Here is a 23,798-nt window from a genome sequence, read left to right on the forward strand (position 1 = left end):
TGATAGCGCCTACCATGTTCCATGGAGGCCACATGAAACATTACCGCAAACACGATTACGACCTGGCACAGATCCGCCGGCTGCTCGAGCCCGGCCCGGTCGTACTGGTCAGTTCCGCCCACGGCGGCCGGACCAATATCATGACCATGGGCTGGCACATGATGATCGGCTTCACCCCCGCACTGGTGGGCTGCTATATCGATCCCGCCAATCACAGCTACGACATGGTGGTGGCCAGCGGCGAATGCGTGATCAACATCCCCACCGCCGACCTGCTCGAGCAGGTGATCGGCATCGGCAACTGCAGCGGCAGCGACACCGACAAGTTCGCCCGCTTCGGGTTGACCGCCCGGCCGGGCGTGGAAGTCGCCGCACCCTTGGTCGCCGAATGCTACGCCAGCTTCGAATGCCGGCTGGCCGACGCCACGCCCAACCCGAACGCGCCGCTGTTCGTGTGGCAGGTGGTACGCGCCCACGTCGCCGCCGTTCCCAAGCTGCCCGAAACCCTGCACTACCGCGGCGACGGCCAGTTCATGATCTCCGGCCGCGAGATCGATACGCGCTCGCGCTACCCGGGCCAGACCCGTTGATTTTCAAACGTCGGCGCACCGTCACCGGGGAACAGGCATGACTTCCGTCCATTGGTTCATCCTGATCGGCCTGCTGATGCTGGCGCGCGGCATGGCCGCCACCACCATTTCGCGCTCGCCGTTCACGTCCGCCATCGTGTACCTGGGCGTGGGCCTGGTGCTCGGCCCCACCATCCTCAATCTGTTCCATTTCGATCCTGCCGAGGAGTCGGGTTTTCTGGAGGTACTGACCGAGGTCGCCATCCTGATCTCGCTGTTCTCGGCCGGGATCAAGATGCCGGTGCCGTTCAAACTCGCCAACTGGAAGGCTCCCATGCGCCTGGCCTGGATTTCGATGATCTTCACGGTGATGCTGGTGGCCGCCTTCGGCTTCTTCGTGCTGGGACTGCCCGCCGGTGCAGCGATCCTGCTCGGCGGCATCCTGGCGCCCACCGACCCGGTGCTGGCCACCGACGTCCAGATCCGCCACGCGGGCGACACCGACAGCCTGCGCTTCACCCTCACCTGCGAAGCCGGCATGAACGACGGCAGCGCCGCGCCGTTCGTCTTTCTGGGCCTGGGCGTGCTGGGGCTGGATGAAACGGCCGGCCAGCCGTGGCGCTGGCTGTTCGTCGATGTGTTCTGGGCGGCGCTGGCGGCCGTGGTGATCGGCGTGGCCTTTGGCGCCCTCACCGCGCGGCTGACCTGGCGCCTGCGCATGATCAAGCCGCGCCACGACATCATGGACGACCTGGTGGGACTGGGCCTGATCGCGATAGCTTACGGCGTGGCCACGCTGGTGCACGCATGGGGCTTCCTGGCCGTGTTCTTTGCGGCCGTGGCGCTGCGCCAGACCGAGTTGATGATGGCCGGCGCGCCGAAAGACCAGGAAGGACTGCTCGAACCCGATACCGGCAAATCCCAGGTGGCGCTCGATAGCGCACCGGGCGAAGGTCCGATCACGGTCAGCACCGAATCGCTGGTCTTCAAGGAACACCTCGAACGGCTGTCCGAACTGACGCTGGTGGTGCTGCTGGGCGGGATGATCTCGCTGCAGGAGTTCACCTGGCAGGCCGTATTCATGGCCGCCTTCCTGTTCTTCATTGCGCGGCCGGCAGCCGTGTTCCTCGGTCTGGCCGGCAGCGCCACGCCGGTGCGCTTGCAGGCGATGACCGCGTGGTTCGGCATCCGCGGCATCGGTTCGATCTACTACCTGGTGTTTGCCATCGAGGCCGGCCTGCCGCCCGACCTGGCCGCGCAGCTGACCAACATCGTGCTGTTTACCATCATGCTGTCGATCGTGGTGCACGGCTTGAGCGTCAAGCCTTTGATGAACTTCTGGAGCCGTTAGTTCAAATCCCTTCCAGGCTGAGCGCGCGCACCGCGCTGCGCAGCGACACGTAAAGCTGCGTGCGTTCTTCGGGCGTCATGTCGGGGAACATGCGCAGCTCCACCTCGCGCACCTTGCCGTCGCACTGGCCCAGGATCGCGTGCCCTGCTTGCGTCAACTGGATCTGGATGATGCGACCGTGCGACGGATCGGGCGAGCGCTCGATCCAGCCTTTCCCCTCCATCTGCTTGACCATTTCATTGGCCGATTGCGGCGACACCATCGTGCGCGTGGCCAGCTGCGCGTTCGACAGCGCGCCCTGGGCCCGGAACACGGATAACGCCGTGTACTGCGGCACCGTCACGCCGGCTGGCGCGCAGCAGTCGCGCAGCCGCTTGCCCAGCACGTGATCGAGGCGGCCCACCAGGTAGGCCAGGCCCAGCGGCTTGGTGTCGTCAGACGGGTTTGGAGCGTGTTCAACCATGGCGATAAAATTTTCTTGTAATTCGGAAGACGTGAGTATAGTATAAGTTACATATCAGGCAGCCTGATACTTCAACGCAAAACTTACATTGGAGATAAACATGTCGAAATACGCAGCGCGCTGGGAAACCGTCAAAGTGGACGTGGAGGCCGGCATCGGCTGGATCACCCTCAATCGCCCGGACAAGCGCAACGCCATGAGCCCTACGCTCAACCGCGAAATGATCGACGTCCTCGAGACGCTGGAACTCGACGAAGAAGCGCAAGTGATCGTGCTGACCGGGGCCGGCGACGCCTGGACCGCCGGCATGGACCTCAAGGAGTACTTCCGCGAAAACGACGGCAAGCCCGAGATTTTCCAGGAGCGCCTGCGCCGCGATTGCTCGCAGTGGCAATGGAAGCTGCTGCGCATGTACGCCAAGCCCACTATCGCCATGGTCAACGGCTGGTGCTTCGGCGGCGCGTTCTCGCCGCTGGTGGCCTGCGACCTGGCGATTGCCGCCGACGAAGCGGTGTTCGGCCTGTCCGAGATCAACTGGGGCATCCCGCCCGGCAACCTGGTCAGCAAGGCCGTCGCCGACACCATGGGCCACCGCCAGGCGCTCCACTACATCATGACCGGCGACACCTTCACCGGCCAGGAAGCGGCCGCCATGGGCCTGATTAACAAGAGCGTGCCGCGCGCCCAGCTGCGCGACGAGGTGACCGCGCTGGCCAACAAGCTGCTGGAAAAAGCCCCGGTCGTGCTGCGCATCGCCAAGAACGGCTTCAAGCGCTGCCGCGAACTCAATTGGGACCAGAACGAGGACTACCTGTACGCCAAGGTCGATCAGTCGAACTACCGCGATCCCGAAAAAGGCCGCGCCCAGGGCCTCAAGCAGTTCCTGGACGATAAGACCATCAAGCCGGGTCTGCAAACGTTCAAACGTGGTTAAACTCTACAAAAATAAAAAAGGAGACACCCACCATGTTTGACACCGATCTGCTCATCGGCGGCAGCACGCACGCCGCCCAGGACAACACCACCTTCGAGCGCCGCAATCCCGCCAGCGGCGACGTCGTCACCCGTGCCGCCGCCGCCCAGCTGGCCGACGTGGACAAGGCTGTCAAGGCGGCCAGCGAAGCTTTCCCCGCCTGGTCCGCACTCAACCCGGGCGCGCGCCGCACGCTGCTGCTCAAGGCCGCCGATGCCATGGAAGGCCTGCGCGCCGATTTCGTGGCGCGCGGCGTGGCGGAAGCGGGCGGCAGCCCGATGTGGTACCAGTTCAATGTGACGCTGGCGGCCAACATGCTGCGCGAAGCGGCGTCGATGACCACCCAGATCAGCGGCGAAGTCATTCCGTCCGACGTGCCAGGATCGCTGGCGATGGGCGTGCGCCAGGCCGCCGGCGTGGTGGTGGGCATCGCGCCGTGGAATGCGCCGGTCATCCTCGGCACCCGGGCGATTGCCATGCCGCTCGCCTGCGGCAATACCGTCATTCTCAAGGCCTCCGAACTGTGCCCGGGCCTGCACCGCCTGATCGGCACCGTGTTCGAGCAAGCGGGCTTCCCTGCCGGCGTGGTCAACGTCATCACCAATGCGCCGGCCGACGCACCGGCCGTGGTCGAACGCCTGATCGCTGCACCGGCCGTGCGCCGCGTGAACTTCACCGGGTCCACGAACGTGGGCCGCATCATCGCCCAGCACTGCGCCAGACACCTGAAACCGGTGCTGCTGGAATTGGGTGGCAAAAACCCGCTGCTGGTCCTGGACGACGCCGACCTCGATGAAGCGGTGGAAGCGGCAGCGTTCAGCGCCTTCTTCAACCAGGGCCAGATCTGCATGTCCGCCGACCGCATCCTGGTGGACAACAAGGTGGCCAGCGCCTTCCTCGACAAGCTGGCCACCAAGACCGCCACCCTCAAGGCCGCCCATGCCGATGCCCCGCTGACCGGCATGATCGACGCTGCTGCCGCCACCCGCGTGGCCGCCATGCTGGACGATGCGCGCCAGCGCGGTGCCACCGTCACCCAGTCGTCCAGCCCGGTGCAAGGCAACCTGCTGCAGCCGGCGATTGTCGATGGCGTCACGCCGAAGATGCGCGTGTACCAGGAAGAGTCGTTCGGACCGATCGTCTCGATCCTGCGCTTCGACTCCGACGAGGAAGCGATCCGCCTGGCCAACGACAGCGAATACGGCCTGTCCTCGGCCGTGTTCAGCCGCGACATCGGCCGCGCGATGGCCGTGGCGCGCCAGATCGAATCGGGCATCTGCCATATCAATGGCCCCACCGTGCACGACGAGGCGCAGATGCCGTTCGGCGGCGTGAAAGGCAGCGGCTACGGGCGCTTTGGCGGCAAGGCGGCCATTGCCGAATTCACGGAGCTGCGCTGGATCACGATCCAGACCACGCCTCGCCACTATCCGATCTGACAGGAGCTCCGCATGAATCAGTCTTTGAATGCGGAGCGGACCAGCGGTACAGTAAAACGGCGCCCGGTCAAACTGGGTAATCCCGAGATCGCAGCCTGGCAGCACGACGGGTTGTGGCACGTGGACGCCGTCACGCCGCTGGACGCCTATCCGCCGCGCTTTACCGACCGCCTGGAATCGGGCGCCGCGCGCCACCCGGACCGCACCGTGGTCGCCCGGCGCGGTCCGGACGGCGAATGGATACGCATCAGCTACGCGCAGATGCTGGACCGCGCACGCCGCATCGGCCAGGCGCTGCTCGACCTGGATTTGTCCGCCGAGCGGCCGCTGGTGATCCTGTCCGGGAACGACCTCGAACACTACCAGCTGGCGCTGGGCGCGATGTATGCCGGCGTGCCGTTTGCACCGGTGTCGCCGTCGTATTCGCTGGTGGCCACCGATTTCGGCAAGCTGGCCGACATGCTCGAACGCCTGACGCCGGGCGCGATTTATGCCAGCGACGGCGCCGCGTTCAGCCGCGCCATCAATGCCGTGCTGCCCGCGTTGCCGGCCGATGTGCAGCTGGTGTTGGCGCACGGCGACGTCGCGGGACAGGAAGCACTGCGCTTTGCCGCGCTGCTCGATGCCGTGCCAGCCTCGGTGGAGGCGGCCCACGCGGCCGTGAACGAGCACACCATCGCCAAGTTCCTGTTCACCTCCGGCTCCACCAAGAAGCCCAAGGCCGTCATCACCACCCACGGCATGTTGTGCAGCAACCAGCAAATGCTGCTGCAAAGTTTTCCGTTCATGGGCGACGAGCCGCCGGTGCTGGTGGACTGGCTGCCATGGAACCACACCTTCGGCGGCAGCCACAACGTGGGCATGGCGCTGTATAACGGCGGCACGCTCTACCTGGACGACGGCAAACCGACGCCGCGCGATTTCGGCGCCACGCTGCGCAACCTGGCCGAAATCGCGCCCACCATGTATTTCAACATCCCGAAGGGTTTCGAGATGCTGACCGACGCCATGGAAACCGATGCCAAGCTGTCCGCCAACTTCTTCTCGCGCGTCAAACTGTTCCTGTGTGCGGGTGCGGGCCTGTCGCAGGCGGCGTGGGACCGGCTCGACCAGGCGGGCATTCGCCAGACCGGCGAATCGATCCGCATCATCACGGGCCTGGGCATGACCGAGACGTCGCCGTCGTGCACCTTCGGTACCGGCAGCATCATCAAGGCCGGGTACGTCGGTGTGCCGGTCCCGGGCTGCAAGGTCAAGCTGGTGCCGGTGGGCGGCAAGCTCGAAGCGCGCTTCAAGGGACCGCACGTGATGCCCGGCTACTGGCGCGCGCCCGACCTCACCGCCGATGCGTTCGACGACGAGGGCTACTACCGCACTGGCGACGCGCTGCGCTTCGCCGAGCCGGAGCAGCCGGAACTGGGCTTCATGTTCGATGGCCGCATTGCCGAAGACTTCAAGCTCGATACCGGCACGTTCGTGAGCGTGGGGCCGTTGCGCGCGCGTGTGATCAGCGCGGCCACGCCGTATGTGCTCGACGCCGTGGTCACCGGCATCGACCGCAGCGCCATCGGCCTCCTGGTATTCCCGCGCCTGGAGCACTGCCAGCATCTGGCCTGCCTTGGCGAGGGCGCCACTGCCGCCGAGGTGCTGGCCAGCGCGCCGGTACGGGAATGGTTCCGGCTATTGCTGCAACGCCTGAACCAGGATGCCAGCGGCTCATCGATGCGCATCGACCGCCTGCTGCTGCAGGCGGAGCCGCCGTCCATCGATCACCGTGAGCTCACCGACAAGGGCTCGATCAACCAGGCGGCGGTGCTCACGCGCCGCGCGGCCACGGTCAACGCTTTATACGAAGGGTCCGATCCACAGGTTATCACCGCTGCTTAGCAACTGACAAAAATCGCCAACTATAACGGAGACACTATGAAAATCATCAAACTGGCTGCCATGAGCCTGACGGTAGGCGCTGCAATGCTCACAATGAATGCGGCATATGCCCAGGACACCATCAAGGTCGGCGTGATCGCCGCGCTGACCGGACCTTTTGCCAATATCGGCAAGCCGTTCGAGGACGGCATCAAGACCTATATGCAGCAGTACGGCAGCACCGTGGCGGGCAAGAAGATCGAGATCATCTACCGCGACGACGGCGGCAGCAATGCCGACCTGTCCAAGCGCGCGGCGCAGGAGCTGATCTCGCGCGACAAGGTGCAGTTCCTGGTCGGCTTCTCGCTCACGCCAAGCGCGTTGGCCGTGGCGCCGATTGCCACCAAGGCCAAGATTCCGATGATCGTGATGAACGCGGTCACCACCGGCATCACGTCGAAGTCTCCGTACATGCTGCGTACCAGCATGACCATGCACCAGATGACGGAGCCGTTCGGCACCTGGTCGGGCCAGAACAAGGTGGGCAAGGTGTACACGCTGGTGAGCGATTACAGTACTGGCCACGATGCGGAGGCCAAGTTCGTTAAGGGTTTCACGGCCGCCGGCGGCAAGGTGGTGGGATCGGCCCGTTCGCCGCTGGCCAATCCCGACTACTCGCCATTCATCCAGCGCATCAAGGATGAAAAACCCGATGCCCTGTTCTTCTTCGCACCGGGGTCGGAGGACGGCACCGCGCTATTGAAAGCCTTCAGCGACAAGGGGCTGGACAAGGCAGGCATCAAGTTCCTGGGCGTGGGCGACATGACCAGCGATTCGCCGACGCTCGAAGCGCTGGGCGACCGCGCGCTGGGCGCCATCACGGTACTGAACTACTCGACCGCGCTGGACAACCCGGCCAACAAGGCCTTCCTGGCCGCCTACGCCGCCGCTCTGCCCAACCGTCCGCCGCCGACCTTTGTCACCGTGGCCGCTTACGACACCATGGCCATGATCTACGAGACCGCCCGTAAGCTCAAGGGCGACATCAGCGGCGACGAAGCGGTCAAAGTGTTGAGCGGCATGAAGCTCGACAGCCCGCGCGGCCCGATCAGCATCGACCCCGCCACCCGCGACATCGTGCAGAACATGTACATCCGCGAAGTGCGCAAGGTGAACGGCAAGCTGCAAAACCAGCCGATCGGCACCCTGAAAGACGTCCCGCCGCAGTAACTTTCCACCCGTAGTCCACCCGAGGTCCGACGCAGCCACAGACGCTGCGCGGGCCGGCTCGTCCCATGCTTTTGCAATGACCCGAGGAGACACCATGCAACCCACGCTCAAATTATCGATCATCGCCGCCAACCTGCTGCTGCTGACCGCCTGCTCCGGCGGCAGCTCCAGCCTGGGCGCGAATACGCCCGCCACACCGGCCCTGCCGCAACTGGCCGCCGCCACCGGCGCCACGCTTGCGTCGTGCACCGACCTGGCGACAAAGATCCAGCTGGCCAACACCACCATCACTGCCGCCAATACTGTTGCGGCCGGTGCGCTCACCATCGCCGGCAAGCCGGTGCCGGCACACTGCCAGGTCACCGGTCGCATGTTCGACCGCGTGAGCACGGTCGATGGCCAGCGCTACGCGATTGGCTTCGAGATGCGTTTGCCCACCAACTGGAACGGCCGCTTCTTCTACCAGGCTAACGGCGGTCTCGATGGCTCGGTGGTGCCGGCGACCGGCCCGGTGGGCGGTGGCGGCCCGCTGGACAATGCCTTGAACCAGGGCTTCGCTGTCATCAGTTCCGACGCCGGCCATGGCGCACCCACGCCCTTCTTTGGCGCCGATCCGCAGGCGCGGCTCGACTACGGCCACCAGGCGGTGGGCAAGCTCACGCCGATGGCCAAGAGCCTGATCGAAACCGCGTACGGCAAAAAGCCGGACCGCTCGTACATCGGCGGCTGCTCCAACGGCGGCCGCCACGCGATGGTGGCGGCAGCGCGCTACGCCGACCAGTACGACGGCGTGTTGGTCGGCAATCCCGGCTACCGGCTGCCGCTGGCGGCGGTAGCCAATATCGCGGGCGGCAAGGCCTACGCATCGCTGGCAACGACCGCCGGCGATCCATCCACCGGCTTTACGGCGGCCGAGCGTACGCTGGTGTCCAACGCGGTGCTGGCCAAGTGCGACGCGCTCGATGGCGCCACCGACGGCATGGTACAAAACACGCAAGCGTGCCAGGCCGGGTTCGATCTCAATCGCGACGTCGCCACCTGCAGCGGTGCGCGTGACGGCAGCTGTCTGAGCGCAGCGCAAAAAACCGCCATCGGCGGCCTGTTCGCCGGCGCCACCACGGCAGCCGGCATCAAGATTTATACCAGCTTCCCTTACGATGCGGGCCTGGCCACGAGCGACTGGGCCAGCTGGAAGTTCAGCAGCCCGACCACGCGCGACTCGGGCGCAGTGGGACTGGTGTTCCAGGCGCCGCCGGAAAACGGCGCCACCTTCGACGGAGCGGCGTTCGTGCGCGACGGCGACCTTGCTGCCATGTTGGCCAAGGTGGGCGCCACCAGCGGGCTTTTCACGGAAAGCGCGCTGTCGTTCATGGTGCCGCCCAATGCCACCGATTTGTCGCAGCTGAAAAATCGCGGCGCCAAGATGATGGTCTATCACGGCACCAGCGATCCCATTTTCTCGAGCAACGACAGCGCCGCCTGGTACGATGGCCTGCGCACCGCCAACGGCGGCGACGCCGCCAACTTCGCGCGTTACTACCAGGTTCCGGGCATGAACCACTGCTCGGGCGGACCCAGCGCCGAGCAATTCGACATGCTGACGCCTTTGGTGAACTGGGTGGAAAAAGGCGTGGCGCCCGACAGCGTGACGGCCAGCGCGCGCGGCGCGGGCAATGCCGGTGGTGTGAACGCCAGCGTGCCGGCGGCATGGTCGCCGGCACGCACACGACCATTGTGCCCGTATCCGAAAACCGCAAAGTACAAGGGCAGCGGCAGCATCGAGGATGCGGCGAACTTCAGCTGTTCGTAGACTTTCGGTTAGCTGGCTAACAGAGCGCTGGAGTCACTACCGATTAAGCTGGTTGCTCCACTTTGACAATACGGAGAAATCATGACCAAGCGCATCGGCAACAAGCACATCGCCCAGCACCGGGGCAAGGACGAACGGCGCCTGATCAAGGCCAGCAATATCGCGGCGGAAGCGGTCAAACGCGACGCAGCACGGCTCAAGTACCGCAACTCCGTGAAAAACCAGCCGCCGGTGTGATCCGGCAGTCTGAATTCCTTCGTTCCCGCGCAGGCGGGAACGAAGCATCCAAAACCAGCTAACCAAGCATTTTTCGCAAATACGGCGCCGTCCGACTCCCCTTGCACTTTGCCAGCGCGTCCGGCACGCCCGCAAACACGATTGCGCCCCCCTCCTCGCCCGCCCCCGGCCCCACGTCGATCACCCAGTCCCCCGCCGCCAGCACCTGCATATTGTGCTCGACCAACACTACCGTATTGCCGGCATCGACCAGCCCATGCAATTGCGCGAGCAGCAGATCGATATCGGACGGATGCAGGCCGGTGGTCGGTTCATCGAGCACATATAAAGTGTCGCCCCGGCTGGCGCGCTGCAATTCGGTTGCCAGCTTGATGCGCTGCGCTTCGCCGCCCGACAGCTCGGTGGCCGGCTGGCCCAGGCGCAGGTAACCGAGGCCCACCGCGCGCAGCACGTCGAGCGCGTGACGTAGCGGCGGCTGGTCCGCAAAGAACTCGGCTGCCGCATCGACGGTAAGTTTCAACACGTCGGCGATATTGCGGTCGTTGTAGCGCACGGCCAGGGTCTCCGGGTTGTACCGCGCGCCCTCGCACTCGGGGCAAGGCGCGTACACGCTCGGTAAAAACAGCAGCTCCACCATGACGAAACCTTCACCGGCGCAGTTGGGGCAGCGCCCCTTGGCGACGTTGAACGAGAAACGCCCGGCGTCGAACTTGCGGGCGCGCGCCGCCCTGGTGGCGGCAAACAGCTTGCGCACGTGGTCGAATAATCCGGTGTAGGTGGCCAGGTTGGAGCGCGGCGTGCGGCCGATCGGTTTCTGATCGACCTGCACCAGCCGCCGCACGCCCTGCATGCCGTGGGCAATGCGGCCCTTGAGCGTTATTGCATAACTCGCATCGCTGGCGTCCAGCATCGGATCGGCGCCTTCCGCCTCGGCATCGACATGATCCTGACCCAGTTGTGCGCGCACCAGCTGCACCAGCGCCTGGCTCACCAGGCTCGATTTGCCGGAGCCGGACACGCCGCTCACGCAGGTCATCACGCCGAGCGGAATATCGACATCGACTGCACGCAGGTTATTGCGCTCGATACCGCGCAGTTGCAGGCTGCCGGTCGCTTCGCGCGGGGCACGGAGATCGCGTTCGATGCGCTCGAACAGGTAGCCGGCCGTACGCGATTCGGCCACGTCGCGCAAACCGTCCGGCGCACCGCTGTACAGCACTTTGCCACCGTGTTCTCCGGCCTGAGGTCCCACATCGACGATCCAGTCGGCGTGACGGATCACGTCGAGCGCATGTTCGACCACGAACAGCGAATTGCCTGCACCCTTGAGCCGGTCGAGCGCGCGCAGCAGCGCTTCGGTGTCGGCCGGATGCAGACCCGCGGACGGTTCGTCGAGCACATACACCACGCCGAACAGCGACGAGCGCACGGCCGTCGCCAGCCGCAGGCGCTGCAATTCTCCCGGCGACAAGGTGGGGGTGGCGCGCTCCATGCTCAGGTAACCGAGGCCCAGGTCGAGCAGCACACCGAGGCGCGCCACCAGGTCCTCGGCGATGCGCTGGGTGACGATGGCTTTTTCCGGATGCTTTGCGGCGTCCTTCGGTTTGACGGCTCGCCCTTCGGCAAACGGCAGCAGCAGTTCGGCCAGGCGCTTGAGCGGCAGCCGGCCGATCTCGGTGATGTCGTGGCCACAAAACGTGACCGACAGCGATTCGGTGCGCAGCCGCTTGCCGTGGCAGGTCGGGCAATCCATGCCGACCAGGTACTGCGCCACGCGTTTTTTCATGATCGCGCTCTCGGTACCGGCAAAGGTTTGCAGCACATATTTACGCGCGCCGGTGAATGTGCCCTGGTAGCTCGGGGTTTCCTTGCGCTTCAATGCCCGCTTGGTTTCGGCGGGGGTCAGGCCCGCGTACACCGGCACCGTGGGCTGCTCGTCGGTAAACAGTATCCAGTCGCGCACTTTTTTGGGCAGGTCGCGCCACGGCGTATCGACGTCGTAGCCGAGCGTGACCAGGATGTCGCGCAGGTTCTGGCCGTGCCAGGCGGTGGGCCAGGCGGCCACCGCGCGTTCGCGGATGGTCAGACTGTCGTCGGGCACCATCGATTGCTCGGTCGCTTCGTACACGCGGCCCAGGCCGTGGCACTGTGGGCACGCGCCCTGCGGCGTGTTGGGCGAAAACGATTCGGCGTACAGCAATTGCTGCCCGGCCGGGTAATCGCCGGCACGCGAATACAGCATGCGCATCGAATTCGACAGCGTGGTGACGCTGCCCACCGACGACCGCGTGGTGGGCGCGCCGCGCTGCTGTTGCAGGGCCACCGCCGGCGGCAGGCCGTCGATGCTGTCCACCTCGGGCACGGCCATCTGGTGGAACAGCCGGCGCGCATACGGCGACACCGACTCCAGGTAGCGGCGCTGGGCCTCGGCGTACAGCGTGCCGAAGGCAAGCGATGATTTGCCCGAACCGGAAACGCCGGTAAACACCACCAGCGCGTTGCGCGGGATATCGACATCGACGTTTTTCAGATTGTGCTCGCGCGCGCCGCGCACGCGCACGTGACCGTTGTCGATATTTTCTGTCGATGATTTTGTCTTGGACATGGCAGCGCAGTCAGGAAGGGGATGGCTGACATTATCGGCCAGTGGCGGCAGAGCTCCGCAGCGCATCACCGCCTAGCGTGCGGCAACGAACATACGATAAGCGGTGCACGCCACATGATCGGCCATCCACCTATACCAACCATCATACCGAGGAACCACGCCATGGCAAAAACAGTCGCGGAAGTCGTCATCGAGACCCTGCAGCAGGCAGGAGCAAAGCACTGCTGGGGTGTGCCGGGCGACTCGCTCAACTACGTTACCGACGCCATCCGCCGCAGCGACATCGACTGGGTGCACGTGCGCCACGAGGAAGTGGGCGGCTTTGCGGCCGGTGCCGAGGCCACGCTTGCCAACCGCCTCACCTTGTGTGCGGGTTCGTGCGGGCCAGGCAGCCTGCATTTTGTGAACGGCCTGTTCGAGGCGCACCGCAACCGCTCGCCGGTGGTGCTGATCGCCAGCCAGATCAAGCGCGACGAACAGGGTTTCGATTTTCCGCAGGAAGTCGATTACAAGCCAATCTTCGACCAGTGCAGCGTGTTCTGCCAGGAGATCCGTACGCCGGCACAAGCGCGCCGCGTGACCGCCATGGCAGCCCAGGCGGCGCTGGCCAGGCGCGGCGTGGCCGTGATCATTTTGCCGGTGGACGTTTCGCAGGAAGCAGCCGGCGACGAGCCGCCGTTCAGTGTGCACCTGGCGCAACCGAATATCCGCCCGTCCGAGAACGAACTCAATCGCATTGCCGAAATCCTCAACGCCGGCAAGAAGATCGCCATCTATGGCGGCTCCGGATGCGAGCACGCGCACGGCGCCCTGATGGCGCTGGCCGAACGCCTGAAAGCGCCGATTGCCCACACCTCGCGCGCCAAGGATTTTATTGAACCGAACAATCCGTACAACGTCGGCATGACCGGCATCTTCGGCGTGGAATCCGGTTATCACGCCGTGCTCGAATGCGACACCTTGCTGCTGTTGGGCTGCGACTTCGCCTGGCGCCAGTACTATCCAAGCCATGCGCGCATCATCCAGATCGATATCGACCCGGCCCACCTGGGCCGCCGCCATCCGGTCGAATTGGGCGTGGTGGGCGACATCGCCGACACCCTGCGCGCGCTGGCGCCGCGCATCCAGCCCCGTGGCGACAGCACCTGGCTCGACGACTGCGTGGCGCGCCACCACAAGGCCATGGCAGACCTCAACGAGCGCGCCACACCCGGCGACGGCGACACCATCCGCCCGCAATACCTGACCGCGCTGATCGACAAGCATGCCAGCGATGACGCCATCTTCACGGCGGACGGCGGCTCGCCGATGGTCTGGGCGCTGCGCCATACGCGCGCGCTGGGCACGCGCCGCACCATCATCAGTCTCTCGCACGGCACCATGGCCAACGCCATGCCACAGGCGCTGGGCGCCAAAAAGGCGTTCCCCAACCGCCAGGTGATCGCACTGTCGGGCGACGGCGGCCTGACCATGCTGCTGGGCGACCTGATTACCGCAGTGCAGGAAAATATCGCCATCAAGGTGGCAGTGTTCAACAACGGTTCGCTGGGCTTCGTGGAACTGGAACAAAAGGTCGAGGGACTGCTGGACGCTTACACCGAATTGAAGAACCCCGACTTCGCCCAGGTGGCGACAGCGATGGGCATCCACGGCACCCGCGTGGAATCGGCCGCTGCGCTCGAGCGCGCGGTGATCGAATGGCTGGCCCATCCCGGACCGGCGCTGCTGGACGTGACCACCGATAAATTCGAACTGGTGATGCCGCCGGCAGTGGAAGCGGCGCAGGTGCTGGGCACCGCGCTGTATTCGGCCAAGGCAGTACTGAGCGGTCGCGGTGGCGACGTGCTGGACCTGATCAAGGATAACTTCATCAAATAGCACGACCGTCCCGAATTCGCTTCACTTTTCGGGGCTACGTGCTAACCTGAAGTTTCAACTGACAGGAGGAGATATGAGCGCTTCACACGACACTTATGTTCGCCGGCAGGGTTTGAAGAAAACCTACGATATCGAGTACACGGCGCTGCGCTACAAGATTTCGCTGGCCGGCAAAGTCCTCAAGGACTGCAACCTGCCGCTGCAAGTGGGATCGATCAGCGATGCCGACGCCGTGTGGCAGAAGGCTGTCACCGACGTCGAACACCTGCGCGGCATGAGAGAGAGTTAATCCCGAATCACGGAATCAGGCGGCGAGACCGAGCCACACACCCGCGAGCGAAATGGCTGCGCCACCGGCGCGCAGCCAGTTGCCGCGCGATTGCACCGCGCGCGCCAGGCCCAGGCCCGACACGTGCAGTGCGGCGCTGGCGGCCACGAAACCCACACCGTACAACATGCCGCTGCCCATGGCCGGCATTTCCGCGCCGTGCGCGTAGCCGTGGCACAGCGCGAACATGCCCACTGCCAGCGCCGCCGGCGCGGCCTTGAGTTTCACCGCGAAGCCGATCAGAAGGCCCAGCAGCAGCACCGACGTGACGATGCCCGCCTCCGCCATCGGCAGCACGACGCCGCTGGCGCCCAGCACGCCGCCCACGGCCAGGAAGCCGACGAAGCTGGCCGGCAGCAGCCACTGCGCGCGGCCGCCCAGTTGCGCGGCCCACAGGCCCACCGCCACCATCGCCAGGATGTGATCGAGGCCGGTGAGCGGATGCATCAGGCCCGCGACGGCGCCTTCGGCGTGGCCCGGGTGCGCCATGGCGTTGCCGCTTGCGGCCAGTGCCATTACCGTTGACAGTACGAGTAACAGTTTGCTTTTCGAATTCATGGTTTCCCCTTTTTGATAAATTAAATTAGTGCTATTAGTGCTATCAGTGCCACTTGGTGCCGGTGCGTTCCGACAGCAGCGCGGCGATCTTGCCGCGATTGATGTGGTAGCCGATAAAGACCAGCTGCGAGCGCGGCGCCGTGGCGCGGTCACGGTCGCGGTGGACCGACACCCGCGTGCGCACGCCCTGCACCAGCATGGCGCCGTCGCCATCTTCGCTGTGCACATAGCCCTTGCTGCGCAAGATCGGTTCGGCCCTGGCGGCTTCCGACAGCGCCTGCGCCAGCTGGTCCGCATCCTGCGGCGCATCGCTGCGCAGCACGAACGACAGCCAGCCCGGATCCTGCTCGTGGAAGTGCTTGTGGGTGGCCAGGCCGTGACTGTGCGCGCCCAGGCCCGAGTGGGCATGGCCGTTGAGCCGCGTCTGCACCGCCAGCGGCGCCGCATCCTGGCCAGGCATGGTGGCCACTGCTGCATACACATGGGCGTGGTCGATGCGCGCAGGCTGGTGCAGCCGCAGTCCCAGCGCCAGGCGGATATCGAGCTGCGCGTTGTAGGCCAGTTCGAGGAAGCGCACCTTGGGGGCGCGTTCGCGCACCCGCGTTTCGGCGGCCAGTAGAGCGTCTTCATCGACGCCATCGATCTTGTTGAGCACCACCACGTCGGCATATTCGAGCTGCTGGTCGAACATGGTGGCGGCCGGTGCGTTGCTGCCACCGTGTTCGAAGCGGTCCGACAGCAGCAACGGCGTATCGACCACGGCCAGCGTGGCGTCGAGGATGAAGTGCTCGGCCAACTCGGCGCCTTGCAACTGCTCCATCACGGCCGTGGGCAGCGCCAGGCCGGACGTCTCGATCAGCACATGGTCGATCTGGGCGCGGCGCGCGGCCAGGGCCAGCATGGCCGGCACGAACTGCTCGTCGTCGCCGTAGGCGATCAGGCCGTGGGCGAAGTCCTGCACATATACCTGCGTGCTGGCGCCCACCGCATCGCGCACCACGGCGCCATCCACCGAGATCTCGCCGAACTCGTTGATCAGCAACGCCAGCCGGCGCGTCTGGCGGCGCTCGACCAGGCTGCGCAGCAGCGTGGTCTTGCCGGCGCCGAGAAAGCCGGTGACGATGGTGACGGGAATCAGCTGCTTCATGCTGCGGCTGGTCCTGGCTTGAGTGCATGCAGCGCATCGACGACATCGGCCACATTGGCCACCATGGCCGGATAAGCCAATTGCGGCCGCGCCACGACCAGCAGCGGAATGCCGAGCGCCTTGGCTGCCTGCACCTTGGCCTGGTAGCCGCCGGCGCCGCCGGAGTCCTTGGTCACCACGCAGTCGATGCCCCAGTCGCGCCACAGCGCGGTGTTGAATTCAGCCGAGAAGGGGCCCTGCATGGCGCAGATGCGCTCGCGCGGGATGCCCAGTGCCAGGGCGCGTTCGATCAGTTCCGGCTCCGCCGTCTGGCGCACGAACCACTGTTTGTCAGCCGCGCCCGCAGTCTGCATGAAGGTGGCCAGGTCTTTCGATCCCGTCGCCAGGAAGATGCGCTGGCCAGTTGCGACCGCACGAGCAGCGGCTTCCTCGATCGAGGCGCAGGCTTCGCCATCGTGCGGCGCGTACTCGCTGGGCCGCTCGAAGCGCAGGTAGGGAATCCCCAGCTCTTTTGACAACGCCATCAGTTGTTCCGACATATTGCGCGCATAGGGATGGGTGGCGTCGAGCAGCACGCGCGCGCCCTTGGCGTTCAACACGCGGCGGCGCGCTTCCACGCCCTGCCGGCCCGACCAGATGGCCACGCCCGGGCAATCCTGGCGCGCAATCTCGCCACCATGGTCGCTGGCGGCCGACACCACCACCGGGCCGATGTTGGCTGCGGCCAGGTCGGCGGCCAGCGCATTGCCGTCGCTCGTGCCGGAGAAGACCCACACGGCATTCCCGGGAAGTTGGTCCTCCTGCTGGGCGGCTTTTACAGCCAGCGGACCTTCAGGCTGCGCCCAGTCGTTATAGCCGCGCGGGGTAAAAATCTGGCCCCGCTTTTTTGCCGTAAACCGGTTGCCGACCACGATGGTGGTCAGCATGTCGAACTTCAGTCCCGGCAGCTCGTCGAGGCGATAAATGTCCACCTGCTGGCCCGGGCGGTACGCATTGCGCACCACGCCGCACAGCGTGCCCGGCGCTTTCGATTCGAGCATCAGTTGCAGCACCCGGTACACGCCTTCCTGGCGGCTGGCGCTCTGCACGTTGTACATCACGCAGGCCAGGTCGGCCTGGGCGATGTGGCGCGCGCGGTGTTCGATCCACTCCCAGGGGCACAGCAGGTCCGACAGGCTAAGCGTCGCAAAGTCGTGCGACAGCGGAGAGCCAAGCAGCGATGCACAGGCGTTGGCCGACGTCACGCCCGGCACCAGGTTCACCGTGTAGGTATCGTCCTCGCGCATTTCCTCGTACGCCAGCGCGGCCATCGCGTAGATGCCGATGTCGCCGCTCGAAATCAGGGAGACCCTGGCGCCATTGCGCGCATGCTCGATCGCCAGTTGCGCGCGTTCGCGCTCCTGCGTGAGCGGCGGGCTGAAAATCTGCTTGCCCTCGATATGGGGCGCGATCCAGCGCAAGTACAGTTCATAGGCGACGATCACGTCGCTGTCCTTCAAGGCCGCAATCGCACGCGGGACGATCAAGTCCTCGTAACCGGGGCCCACCGACACCAGATTCAAAACACCACTCATCAAATTTCCATCCATTTATCCAATACCACTGCAACGGCGACGCCGTCCAGGCTCATTTTCGGCACCAACAGCGCGCCACGCGGGCTCGCCACCAGGGCGCAGGGTTCGCACACCCCGTTCAATCCCACATTCCGTTGTACCCAGTCCGACGGCTTCGTGACCCACGGCCGCGCGGCCAGGGTGGCGCGCGCGAATACGCGCAGCGGCAGGTCATGCTGGAGGCAAAACGCCAGCAAGCCCGGCTCTTGCGCCTTCAGGTCCACCGTCGCCACCTCGCGCACGTCGCGCATGCCATAGTCGCCGGCAGCCAGCAAGGCCTGGACGACCGCCGCCTCAATGCGTGCGGCCGGCACGCCCTTGCGGCAGCCGATACCGACCGTCAGCGGCTTCAATGCTTCGGTAGCAGTGGTGACCACGGGCGCCGCGCCCACCACGTTTGCGACGCGGTACGCCAGGATATTGCCGCCGCCCTCGTGACCGGACAACAGCGCCACCGCGTGGCGCCCTGCTTCGTCGATCACCACCACGGCGGGATCCGTATGCTTATCGACCGGCAGTCCTTCGAGGAAGCGCACGGCGATGCCGCTGGCGGCCACCATGATCCATTGCGCATGGCGCCGATAGCTGGCGGCAAACTGGGTCTTTTGCGCCAGGTCCGGCTGCATCCACGGGCGGTAGATGTCGCCGCCAAGGCGTGCCTGCAAGGCGGCAGCCAGCGCTTCCCCTTCGGGACGCACCAGCCAGATGCCAAGCGGCGTCGGCGAACTCACGCGGCTTCCTCGCTCTTTTTCACCACCCTGAACAAGTGGGTGAAGTCTTTCGAATACAGGCTCGATTCGGCGGCGATGCCCTTGTCAAGCGCCGCGCCCACCAGCATCATCGTGGTGAGATTCCAGGCGCCGCGCTTGGTCTCTTCCAGGATCGTGCCCAGCGTGCCGGTGTAGCTGCGCTGTTCGGGCCAGGTGGCGCGGTGCACCAGGCTTACCGGCGTTTCCGGCGGATAGTGCAGCAGCAGGTCGGTGACGATTTTCTTCAGGTGCGGGCCGGAGAGGAAGATGCACATGGTGGCGCGGTGCTCGGCCAGCCGCGCGATCGATTCCAGTTCCGGCACGGCCGACGCGCGGCCCGAAACGCGGGTGAGGATCACGCTTTGCGACACTTCCGGCTTGGTCAGTTCGGTGCCGATGGCAGCTGCTGCTGCCGTAAATGAAGACACGCCCGGCACGATTTCATACGCGATGCCCAGCGCTTCGAGGCGGCGCATCTGCTCGGCGGTGGCGCCGTAGATGGCCGGGTCGCCCGAGTGCAGGCGCACCACGTCGATGTCCTGTTCCTTGGCGCGCACGTAACAGGCCTGCTGCTGTTCCAGGTCCATCTGCGCGGTGTCGAGCAGTTCGGTGTCGGGCGCGCAGTGGCTGAGCATTTCCACCGGCACCAGCGAACCCGCGTACAGCACCATGCGCACGCTGCCCAGCAGGCGCGCGCCGCGCAGGGTGATCAAATCGGCGGCGCCAGGGCCGGCACCTACAAAATACACTTTCATTTATCTGTCCTTTCGCGGGTTGCGGCGCACCAGCAAGGTGGCCAGGTAACCCATCGCATCATCGGCCACCAGGTCGGCCACGCCGGACGCCAGCAGTTCACCCGGCAAGCCGATCCGGCGCGCGAACGCGCAGTGATCGGCGATCCTCATGTCGCGGAGCAGGTCGAGCACCCACGGCAGGCGCGTACCGACCTTCATCAACACCACGATATCGTGGGTTTCGATCTCGTGGCGCAGCTCTTGCGGCGTCTCCGGGCATGGCAGGATCAGTACCCGCTCCTTGCCCTCGCCCAGCGGCCAGGCCAAGGCCGATGCGGCGGCGGCATAGCTGGTAATGCCCGGGAACGTGCGCTGCGGCAGGTCGGGAATCCGTTCGCGCAGACCGGCCAGTACGTAGCCGTAAGTCGAATACGTGAGCGAGTCGCCGATGGTCAGGTAGGCCACGTTGCGCCCTGCCCGCAATTCCAACGCCAGCGTATCGGCCAACTGGGCGTAATGCTCGCTCAGCACCGAGCGGTCCGGGTCCATATTGAACTCGATCTCGCGCAGCTTGTCCGGGTCGGGAATGAAGCCGGCGCTGGCCAGGCATTGCAGCGCCACCGAATCGGCTGCACCCCGCGCGCGTGGTGCGTAGATCAGGTCCGCGTGACGCAGCGCATCGAGCGCGGCCACCGGCACAAAGCCGGCCGGGCCGGGGCCGACGCCGATGCCGTACAATGTACCGAGCTTCATGCGTGCTCTCCGAGCAGATTGCCGGCCAGGTCGAACAGGCGCACCTCAATGCGGCGCGCCGAGGGCACACGTCCGCGCGCCAGCGCCGCAATGCGGTGTTCGATTTCACGCCAGAAGGCTGCCGCGCCCGGTTCCTGCCTTAATATATCCATTGCTGCTTCCACTGTATTGGCGTTTTCAATTTGCTGCACCATCGCTGGTGCGTATCCCATTTCCGAAGCCACGCGGGCCACGCCACCCATGGCCATCTTGCTCTTGCTCGAATGCGTATCCCACCAGCCGTCGAGCACCTTGGCCAGCTTGCCCGGGTGGCCGGCCAGCCACAACACGCCGAGCGTGCGCTGCTCTTCCACCAGCACCTGCTCGGTAAAATCGAGCGCGTCGCCAAGGAAGTTCGCGATCTGCACCGTGCGCTTCTCCGGCAATTGCAACACGTCGCGCGCGAACTCGCGGCCGATCTTGCCCGGCAGGTAGGCAACGCACTGCTGGTCGCCCGCCAGCGCCACCCGGATATAAACCTCCACCGACGCAATCCACGTGGACAGCGACATCGGCTCCACGATGCCGGACGTGCCGAGGATCGAGATGCCGCCCGCGATGCCCAGGCGCGGATTGAAGGTCTTGGTGGCGATGATCTCGCCGCCTTCGCAACCGATGGTCAGATCAAAACCCTGTTCTGCACCTTGCATCACGTCGGCCACGGCCTCGCGCATCATCTTGCGCGGCACCGGGTTGATGGCCGGCTCGCCCACCGCCACCCGCAAACCGGGCAAGGTGGCCGTGCCCACGCCACGACCGGCGAAGAACCGCACCTCGCCGGCGTCGTTGCGCCGCACTTCCGCGAAGATGGTGGCGCCGTGCGTGTTATCGGGGTCGTCGCCGCCATCCTTGATGACTTCGGCGCGCACCACCTGCCCCGGCTCCAGCCACTCCACGGCCTGGATCGGCACCGACAAATAGTGGGCGCCATCGGGCAGGCCGATATCGACTTTCGATACGCGCACGCCTTGCAGCAGCAGCCGTAGCGCCGCCTTGACGGCCGCCGTGGCGCAACTGCCCGTGGTGCGTCCGCGCCGCAAGCCGTTCAGGGCCAGGACGCCGAGGTCGAACGGCTGGCGTTCAGCCAGCGACATCTTCCCTCGGTACCGCCGCCGGTTCTGCTGCTTGTTCTGCTGCTGGTTCGGCCGCTTGTTCAGAAGCTTGTTGCGCCGACAGGCCGTTCAACGCATCGATCATCAGGCCATTGACCACGCTGGCCGCCCATGGCGAGCCGCCGCGCGTGCCGCGGTTGGTAATGCGCGGCACCTGCAGGCAGCGTCGCAAATCTTCCTTGGTCTCGCGCGTGCCGACAAAGCCCACCGGCAGGCCGATCACCAGTTGCGGGCGCCAGCCATGCTCGCGGATCAGGCGCGTGGCTTCGGCAATCGCCGTCGGCGCGTCGCCGATCGAGACCACCACGTCGTTGCCGAATTTTTCCCAGCCCCGGCGGATGCCGGCCGCCGAACGGGTGATGCCGTATTGTTCGGACATTAAATGTGTTTCGCGGTCATGCACGCCGCACCAGGTGTCGATACCCAGTTCTTCGAGCAGCGCGCGCTTGAGGCCAGTCTGCACCATGGTCACATCGGTGAGGATGCGCTTGCAGCGCAGGAGCGCGCGGATGCCGCTGTCCACGGCGCCCGGCGAGAAATACATGTCGTTGACGGCGTCGAAGTCGCCGCTGGTATGCACCAGCCGTTGCAGGATGGTCAGCTGGTCCTGCGGGAATGGCGTCCAGTCGCGGCCCTCGGCGATGATGCGGAAGCTTTCCGCTTCGATCGGATGCGGCAGGTAAGGTTTGTACCGGGAAGGCTGTGCCGCAAGCGGCTCGTTCAGCCTGGCCGATAGCGCGCGTACGGCCAGGTGATGCGCCTGCTGCGGCTCGCCCACCTGCTGCTCGAAGCCGACGATCTGCACCCGGTATTTGCACAGCGAGCAGTTCATCGCCGCGCGACCGGCCACCGCTTCGCGCGCGCGTTCGATCATCACGTCCGCCATCAGCGGATGCACGCCCAGGTAGCCGGCCTTGAGCACTTCCAGGCCCGGCTCGCGCTCGGCCAGGTCGTCTGCTGCGGCATAGATGCGCTTGACCAGCACACCGTCGAACAGGAAGAACGGCAGCACCACCACGCGCGCGTAGCCGAGCTTTGCAGCGCTGCGCAAACCATCGGCCACCAGCGGGCTGGCGGTGCCGGAATAGCAGACGTAGGCTGCGCCGAAGCCCAACCCCTCTTCGAGCATGCGCGCCAGCTTGGCCACTTCGCCGTTGGCGTCGGGATCGGTGGTGCCGCGACCGACGACCACCAGGCAGGTGTCCGAGCGGCGCACGGTATTGGGCGACAGGGCTTCGGCGGCGACGATGCGTTCCTGCGCCAGTTGCAGCAGCTTGGGATCGAGGTTCATCGGCGCGCCGAAATGGAAATCGATCTCGGGATAGTCGCGCGCCGCAGCCTGCATTTCGGCCGGCATGTCGTTCTTGGCGTGACGGGCGGCCAGCAGCACGCCGGGCACGATCGCCACCTGTCTGGCGCCGCCGGCCAGGTTGGCCGCCACCGCTTCCGCAATCGTCGGCGTGGCAAATTCGAGGTAGCCGTGGGTGACCACGTCCTGCGGCACGCGCAGCTTGATCAGCTCCACCAGCGCTTCGAACTCGCGCACGGCGTCCGGGTCGCGGCTGCCATGGCCCGCGATCACGATGCCGAATTGATCGCCACCGCTCATGCCACCACCGGCGCCGGTTCGATCTGGCTGGCCATCGGCGCCATGGTGCGGATCAGCATGATGCTCATGTCCGACACTTCGCGCTCGGCGCATTCGGCCAGCGTGCCATGCCACTCGGCTTCGCCACGGGTGAGGTTTTCCCACACTTCGGTGGGCTGGTTCGGCGGGATACCCTGCTCGATCAGGTACTTGGCGATATGCCATGGCATGAACGAGCGCGCCGCATCCCACGGACACGGGATGACGATGGCGTTGCGCTGGTCTTGCAGCACGTGCACCAGGTGGCGCTTGAACGGTTCCAGGTCGCCACGGCGATGGAAAGTGATGAACGTGGTCTCGTCGAAGCACACCTTGGCGCGCGACGCCAGGATCTGCGCCGATGAAATGCCGGGCAGCGACTCGACCGGGTGGCCGCAGGCGCGCTCCACGCGTTCGAGGTACTGGAAGCCGCTGAAGTGGATATCGCCCATGAACACGACCACGCATTTTTTACCGGCGTGGTGTTCCACTGCCACGTTGTCGAGCTGCTCGACCTGGTCGCGGTAACCCATGCTGACCACGCGCGCGGTCTCGGGAATCAGGCTGCGCACCACGTTGAGCACAGCCTCGAAGCCGGCCACCACGTCGGCGTCACGGATCAACTCCGCGCCGCGCTGGGTCAGGTAACCGATGTCGCCGGGGCCGGCGCCTATACAAATAATCATTACTGCTCCTGATAACTTTACGAGACCGGCG

At 65.4% G+C, this 23,798-nt stretch carries 21 protein-coding genes; 10 read left to right on the forward strand and 11 right to left on the reverse strand.

Going from position 1 to position 23,798, the window contains the following annotated elements:
* Positions 1 to 32 precede the first annotated feature (32 nt).
* A complete protein-coding gene (locus SR858_RS13130; RefSeq protein ID WP_019921251.1) occupies positions 33 to 590 on the forward strand; it encodes a flavin reductase family protein in 558 nt (185 codons plus the stop codon).
* 37 nt (positions 591 to 627) lie between these two features.
* Positions 628 to 1,920: a cation:proton antiporter gene (locus SR858_RS13135; protein WP_019921252.1), complete on the forward strand. Its 1,293-nt coding sequence runs from the start codon at positions 628 to 630 to the stop codon at positions 1,918 to 1,920.
* Position 1,921: 1 nt separating this feature from the next.
* On the opposite strand, the gene SR858_RS13140 is transcribed toward SR858_RS13135, so the two are convergent.
* On the reverse strand, positions 1,922 to 2,383 hold the full coding sequence (locus tag SR858_RS13140; RefSeq protein WP_019921253.1) for a MarR family winged helix-turn-helix transcriptional regulator: 462 nt from the start codon (positions 2,381 to 2,383) through the stop codon (positions 1,922 to 1,924).
* 100 nt (positions 2,384 to 2,483) lie between these two features.
* On the opposite strand from SR858_RS13140, the gene SR858_RS13145 reads away from it, so the two are divergent.
* From SR858_RS13145 to SR858_RS13170, 6 genes are all read left to right on the forward strand, one after another.
* Positions 2,484 to 3,317, forward strand: coding sequence for a p-hydroxycinnamoyl CoA hydratase/lyase (locus SR858_RS13145; RefSeq protein WP_019921254.1), 834 nt, complete (start codon positions 2,484 to 2,486; stop codon positions 3,315 to 3,317).
* Between the two features lie 32 nt (positions 3,318 to 3,349).
* The gene (locus SR858_RS13150; RefSeq protein ID WP_019921255.1) at positions 3,350 to 4,795 is read left to right on the forward strand and encodes an aldehyde dehydrogenase; all 1,446 of its coding nucleotides are present in this window, start codon (positions 3,350 to 3,352) and stop codon (positions 4,793 to 4,795) included.
* Positions 4,796 to 4,807: 12 nt separating this feature from the next.
* Positions 4,808 to 6,682 carry a feruloyl-CoA synthase gene (locus tag SR858_RS13155; RefSeq protein ID WP_019921256.1) on the forward strand — a complete coding sequence of 625 codons (1,875 nt, stop codon included), beginning with the start codon at positions 4,808 to 4,810 and terminating at the stop codon, positions 6,680 to 6,682.
* Between the two features lie 36 nt (positions 6,683 to 6,718).
* Complete coding sequence (locus SR858_RS13160; protein ID WP_019921257.1) at positions 6,719 to 7,891, forward strand: ABC transporter substrate-binding protein; 1,173 nt, start codon at positions 6,719 to 6,721, stop codon at positions 7,889 to 7,891.
* 94 nt (positions 7,892 to 7,985) lie between these two features.
* Positions 7,986 to 9,701: a tannase/feruloyl esterase family alpha/beta hydrolase gene (locus SR858_RS13165; protein WP_019921258.1), complete on the forward strand. Its 1,716-nt coding sequence runs from the start codon at positions 7,986 to 7,988 to the stop codon at positions 9,699 to 9,701.
* A gap of 81 nt (positions 9,702 to 9,782) precedes the next feature.
* The gene (locus SR858_RS13170; protein WP_019921259.1) at positions 9,783 to 9,938 is read left to right on the forward strand and encodes a hypothetical protein; all 156 of its coding nucleotides are present in this window, start codon (positions 9,783 to 9,785) and stop codon (positions 9,936 to 9,938) included.
* A 58-nt stretch (positions 9,939 to 9,996) separates the two neighbouring features.
* Here the strand turns inward: SR858_RS13170 and SR858_RS13175 are convergent, their stop codons facing one another.
* A complete protein-coding gene (locus SR858_RS13175; protein WP_019921260.1) occupies positions 9,997 to 12,543 on the reverse strand; it encodes an excinuclease ABC subunit UvrA in 2,547 nt (848 codons plus the stop codon).
* A gap of 162 nt (positions 12,544 to 12,705) precedes the next feature.
* Between SR858_RS13175 and SR858_RS13180 the strand changes: the two genes are divergently transcribed.
* Together SR858_RS13180 and SR858_RS13185 are read left to right on the forward strand one after the other, a co-directional pair.
* Positions 12,706 to 14,421 (forward strand): ubiquinone-dependent pyruvate dehydrogenase, encoded by a 1,716-nt coding sequence (locus SR858_RS13180; RefSeq protein ID WP_019921261.1) that lies wholly within the window; start codon positions 12,706 to 12,708, stop codon positions 14,419 to 14,421.
* Positions 14,422 to 14,494: 73 nt separating this feature from the next.
* Positions 14,495 to 14,710, forward strand: coding sequence for a hypothetical protein (locus tag SR858_RS13185; protein ID WP_154819827.1), 216 nt, complete (start codon positions 14,495 to 14,497; stop codon positions 14,708 to 14,710).
* Positions 14,711 to 14,725: 15 nt separating this feature from the next.
* Here the strand turns inward: SR858_RS13185 and SR858_RS13190 are convergent, their stop codons facing one another.
* The 9 genes from SR858_RS13190 to SR858_RS13230 all read right to left on the reverse strand — a co-directional run bounded on the left by SR858_RS13190 (position 14,726) and on the right by SR858_RS13230 (position 23,767).
* Positions 14,726 to 15,265, reverse strand: a complete 540-nt coding sequence (locus SR858_RS13190; protein WP_019921263.1) for a HupE/UreJ family protein — start codon at positions 15,263 to 15,265, stop codon at positions 14,726 to 14,728.
* Between the two features lie 85 nt (positions 15,266 to 15,350).
* Positions 15,351 to 16,454 carry a CobW family GTP-binding protein gene (locus SR858_RS13195; RefSeq protein ID WP_019921264.1) on the reverse strand — a complete coding sequence of 368 codons (1,104 nt, stop codon included), beginning with the start codon at positions 16,452 to 16,454 and terminating at the stop codon, positions 15,351 to 15,353.
* The gene (cobJ, locus tag SR858_RS13200; protein ID WP_019921265.1) at positions 16,451 to 18,028 is read right to left on the reverse strand and encodes a precorrin-3B C(17)-methyltransferase; all 1,578 of its coding nucleotides are present in this window, start codon (positions 18,026 to 18,028) and stop codon (positions 16,451 to 16,453) included. Before cobJ ends, SR858_RS13195 begins: the two co-directional genes overlap by 4 nt.
* Entirely contained in the window at positions 18,028 to 18,798 is a 771-nt protein-coding gene (locus SR858_RS13205; protein WP_019921266.1) for a cobalamin biosynthesis protein, read from the reverse strand. The genes cobJ and SR858_RS13205 overlap by 1 nt, the downstream gene beginning before the upstream one ends.
* The gene (gene cobM, locus SR858_RS13210; RefSeq protein WP_019921267.1) at positions 18,795 to 19,571 is read right to left on the reverse strand and encodes a precorrin-4 C(11)-methyltransferase; all 777 of its coding nucleotides are present in this window, start codon (positions 19,569 to 19,571) and stop codon (positions 18,795 to 18,797) included. Before cobM ends, SR858_RS13205 begins: the two co-directional genes overlap by 4 nt.
* On the reverse strand, positions 19,572 to 20,303 hold the full coding sequence (cobI, locus tag SR858_RS13215; protein ID WP_019921268.1) for a precorrin-2 C(20)-methyltransferase: 732 nt from the start codon (positions 20,301 to 20,303) through the stop codon (positions 19,572 to 19,574).
* Positions 20,300 to 21,436 (reverse strand): cobalt-precorrin-5B (C(1))-methyltransferase CbiD, encoded by a 1,137-nt coding sequence (cbiD, locus tag SR858_RS13220; protein WP_019921269.1) that lies wholly within the window; start codon positions 21,434 to 21,436, stop codon positions 20,300 to 20,302. The genes cobI and cbiD overlap by 4 nt, the downstream gene beginning before the upstream one ends.
* Positions 21,423 to 23,063 (reverse strand): precorrin-8X methylmutase, encoded by a 1,641-nt coding sequence (locus SR858_RS13225; protein ID WP_019921270.1) that lies wholly within the window; start codon positions 23,061 to 23,063, stop codon positions 21,423 to 21,425. Before SR858_RS13225 ends, cbiD begins: the two co-directional genes overlap by 14 nt.
* Positions 23,060 to 23,767: a cobalt-precorrin-7 (C(5))-methyltransferase gene (locus SR858_RS13230; protein WP_019921271.1), complete on the reverse strand. Its 708-nt coding sequence runs from the start codon at positions 23,765 to 23,767 to the stop codon at positions 23,060 to 23,062. The genes SR858_RS13225 and SR858_RS13230 overlap by 4 nt, the downstream gene beginning before the upstream one ends.
* Between the last annotated feature and the right edge of the window lie 31 nt (positions 23,768 to 23,798).

It is taken from the genome of Duganella zoogloeoides, from assembly GCF_034479515.1.
Classification (GTDB): Bacteria; Pseudomonadota; Gammaproteobacteria; order Burkholderiales; family Burkholderiaceae_D; genus Rugamonas; species Rugamonas zoogloeoides.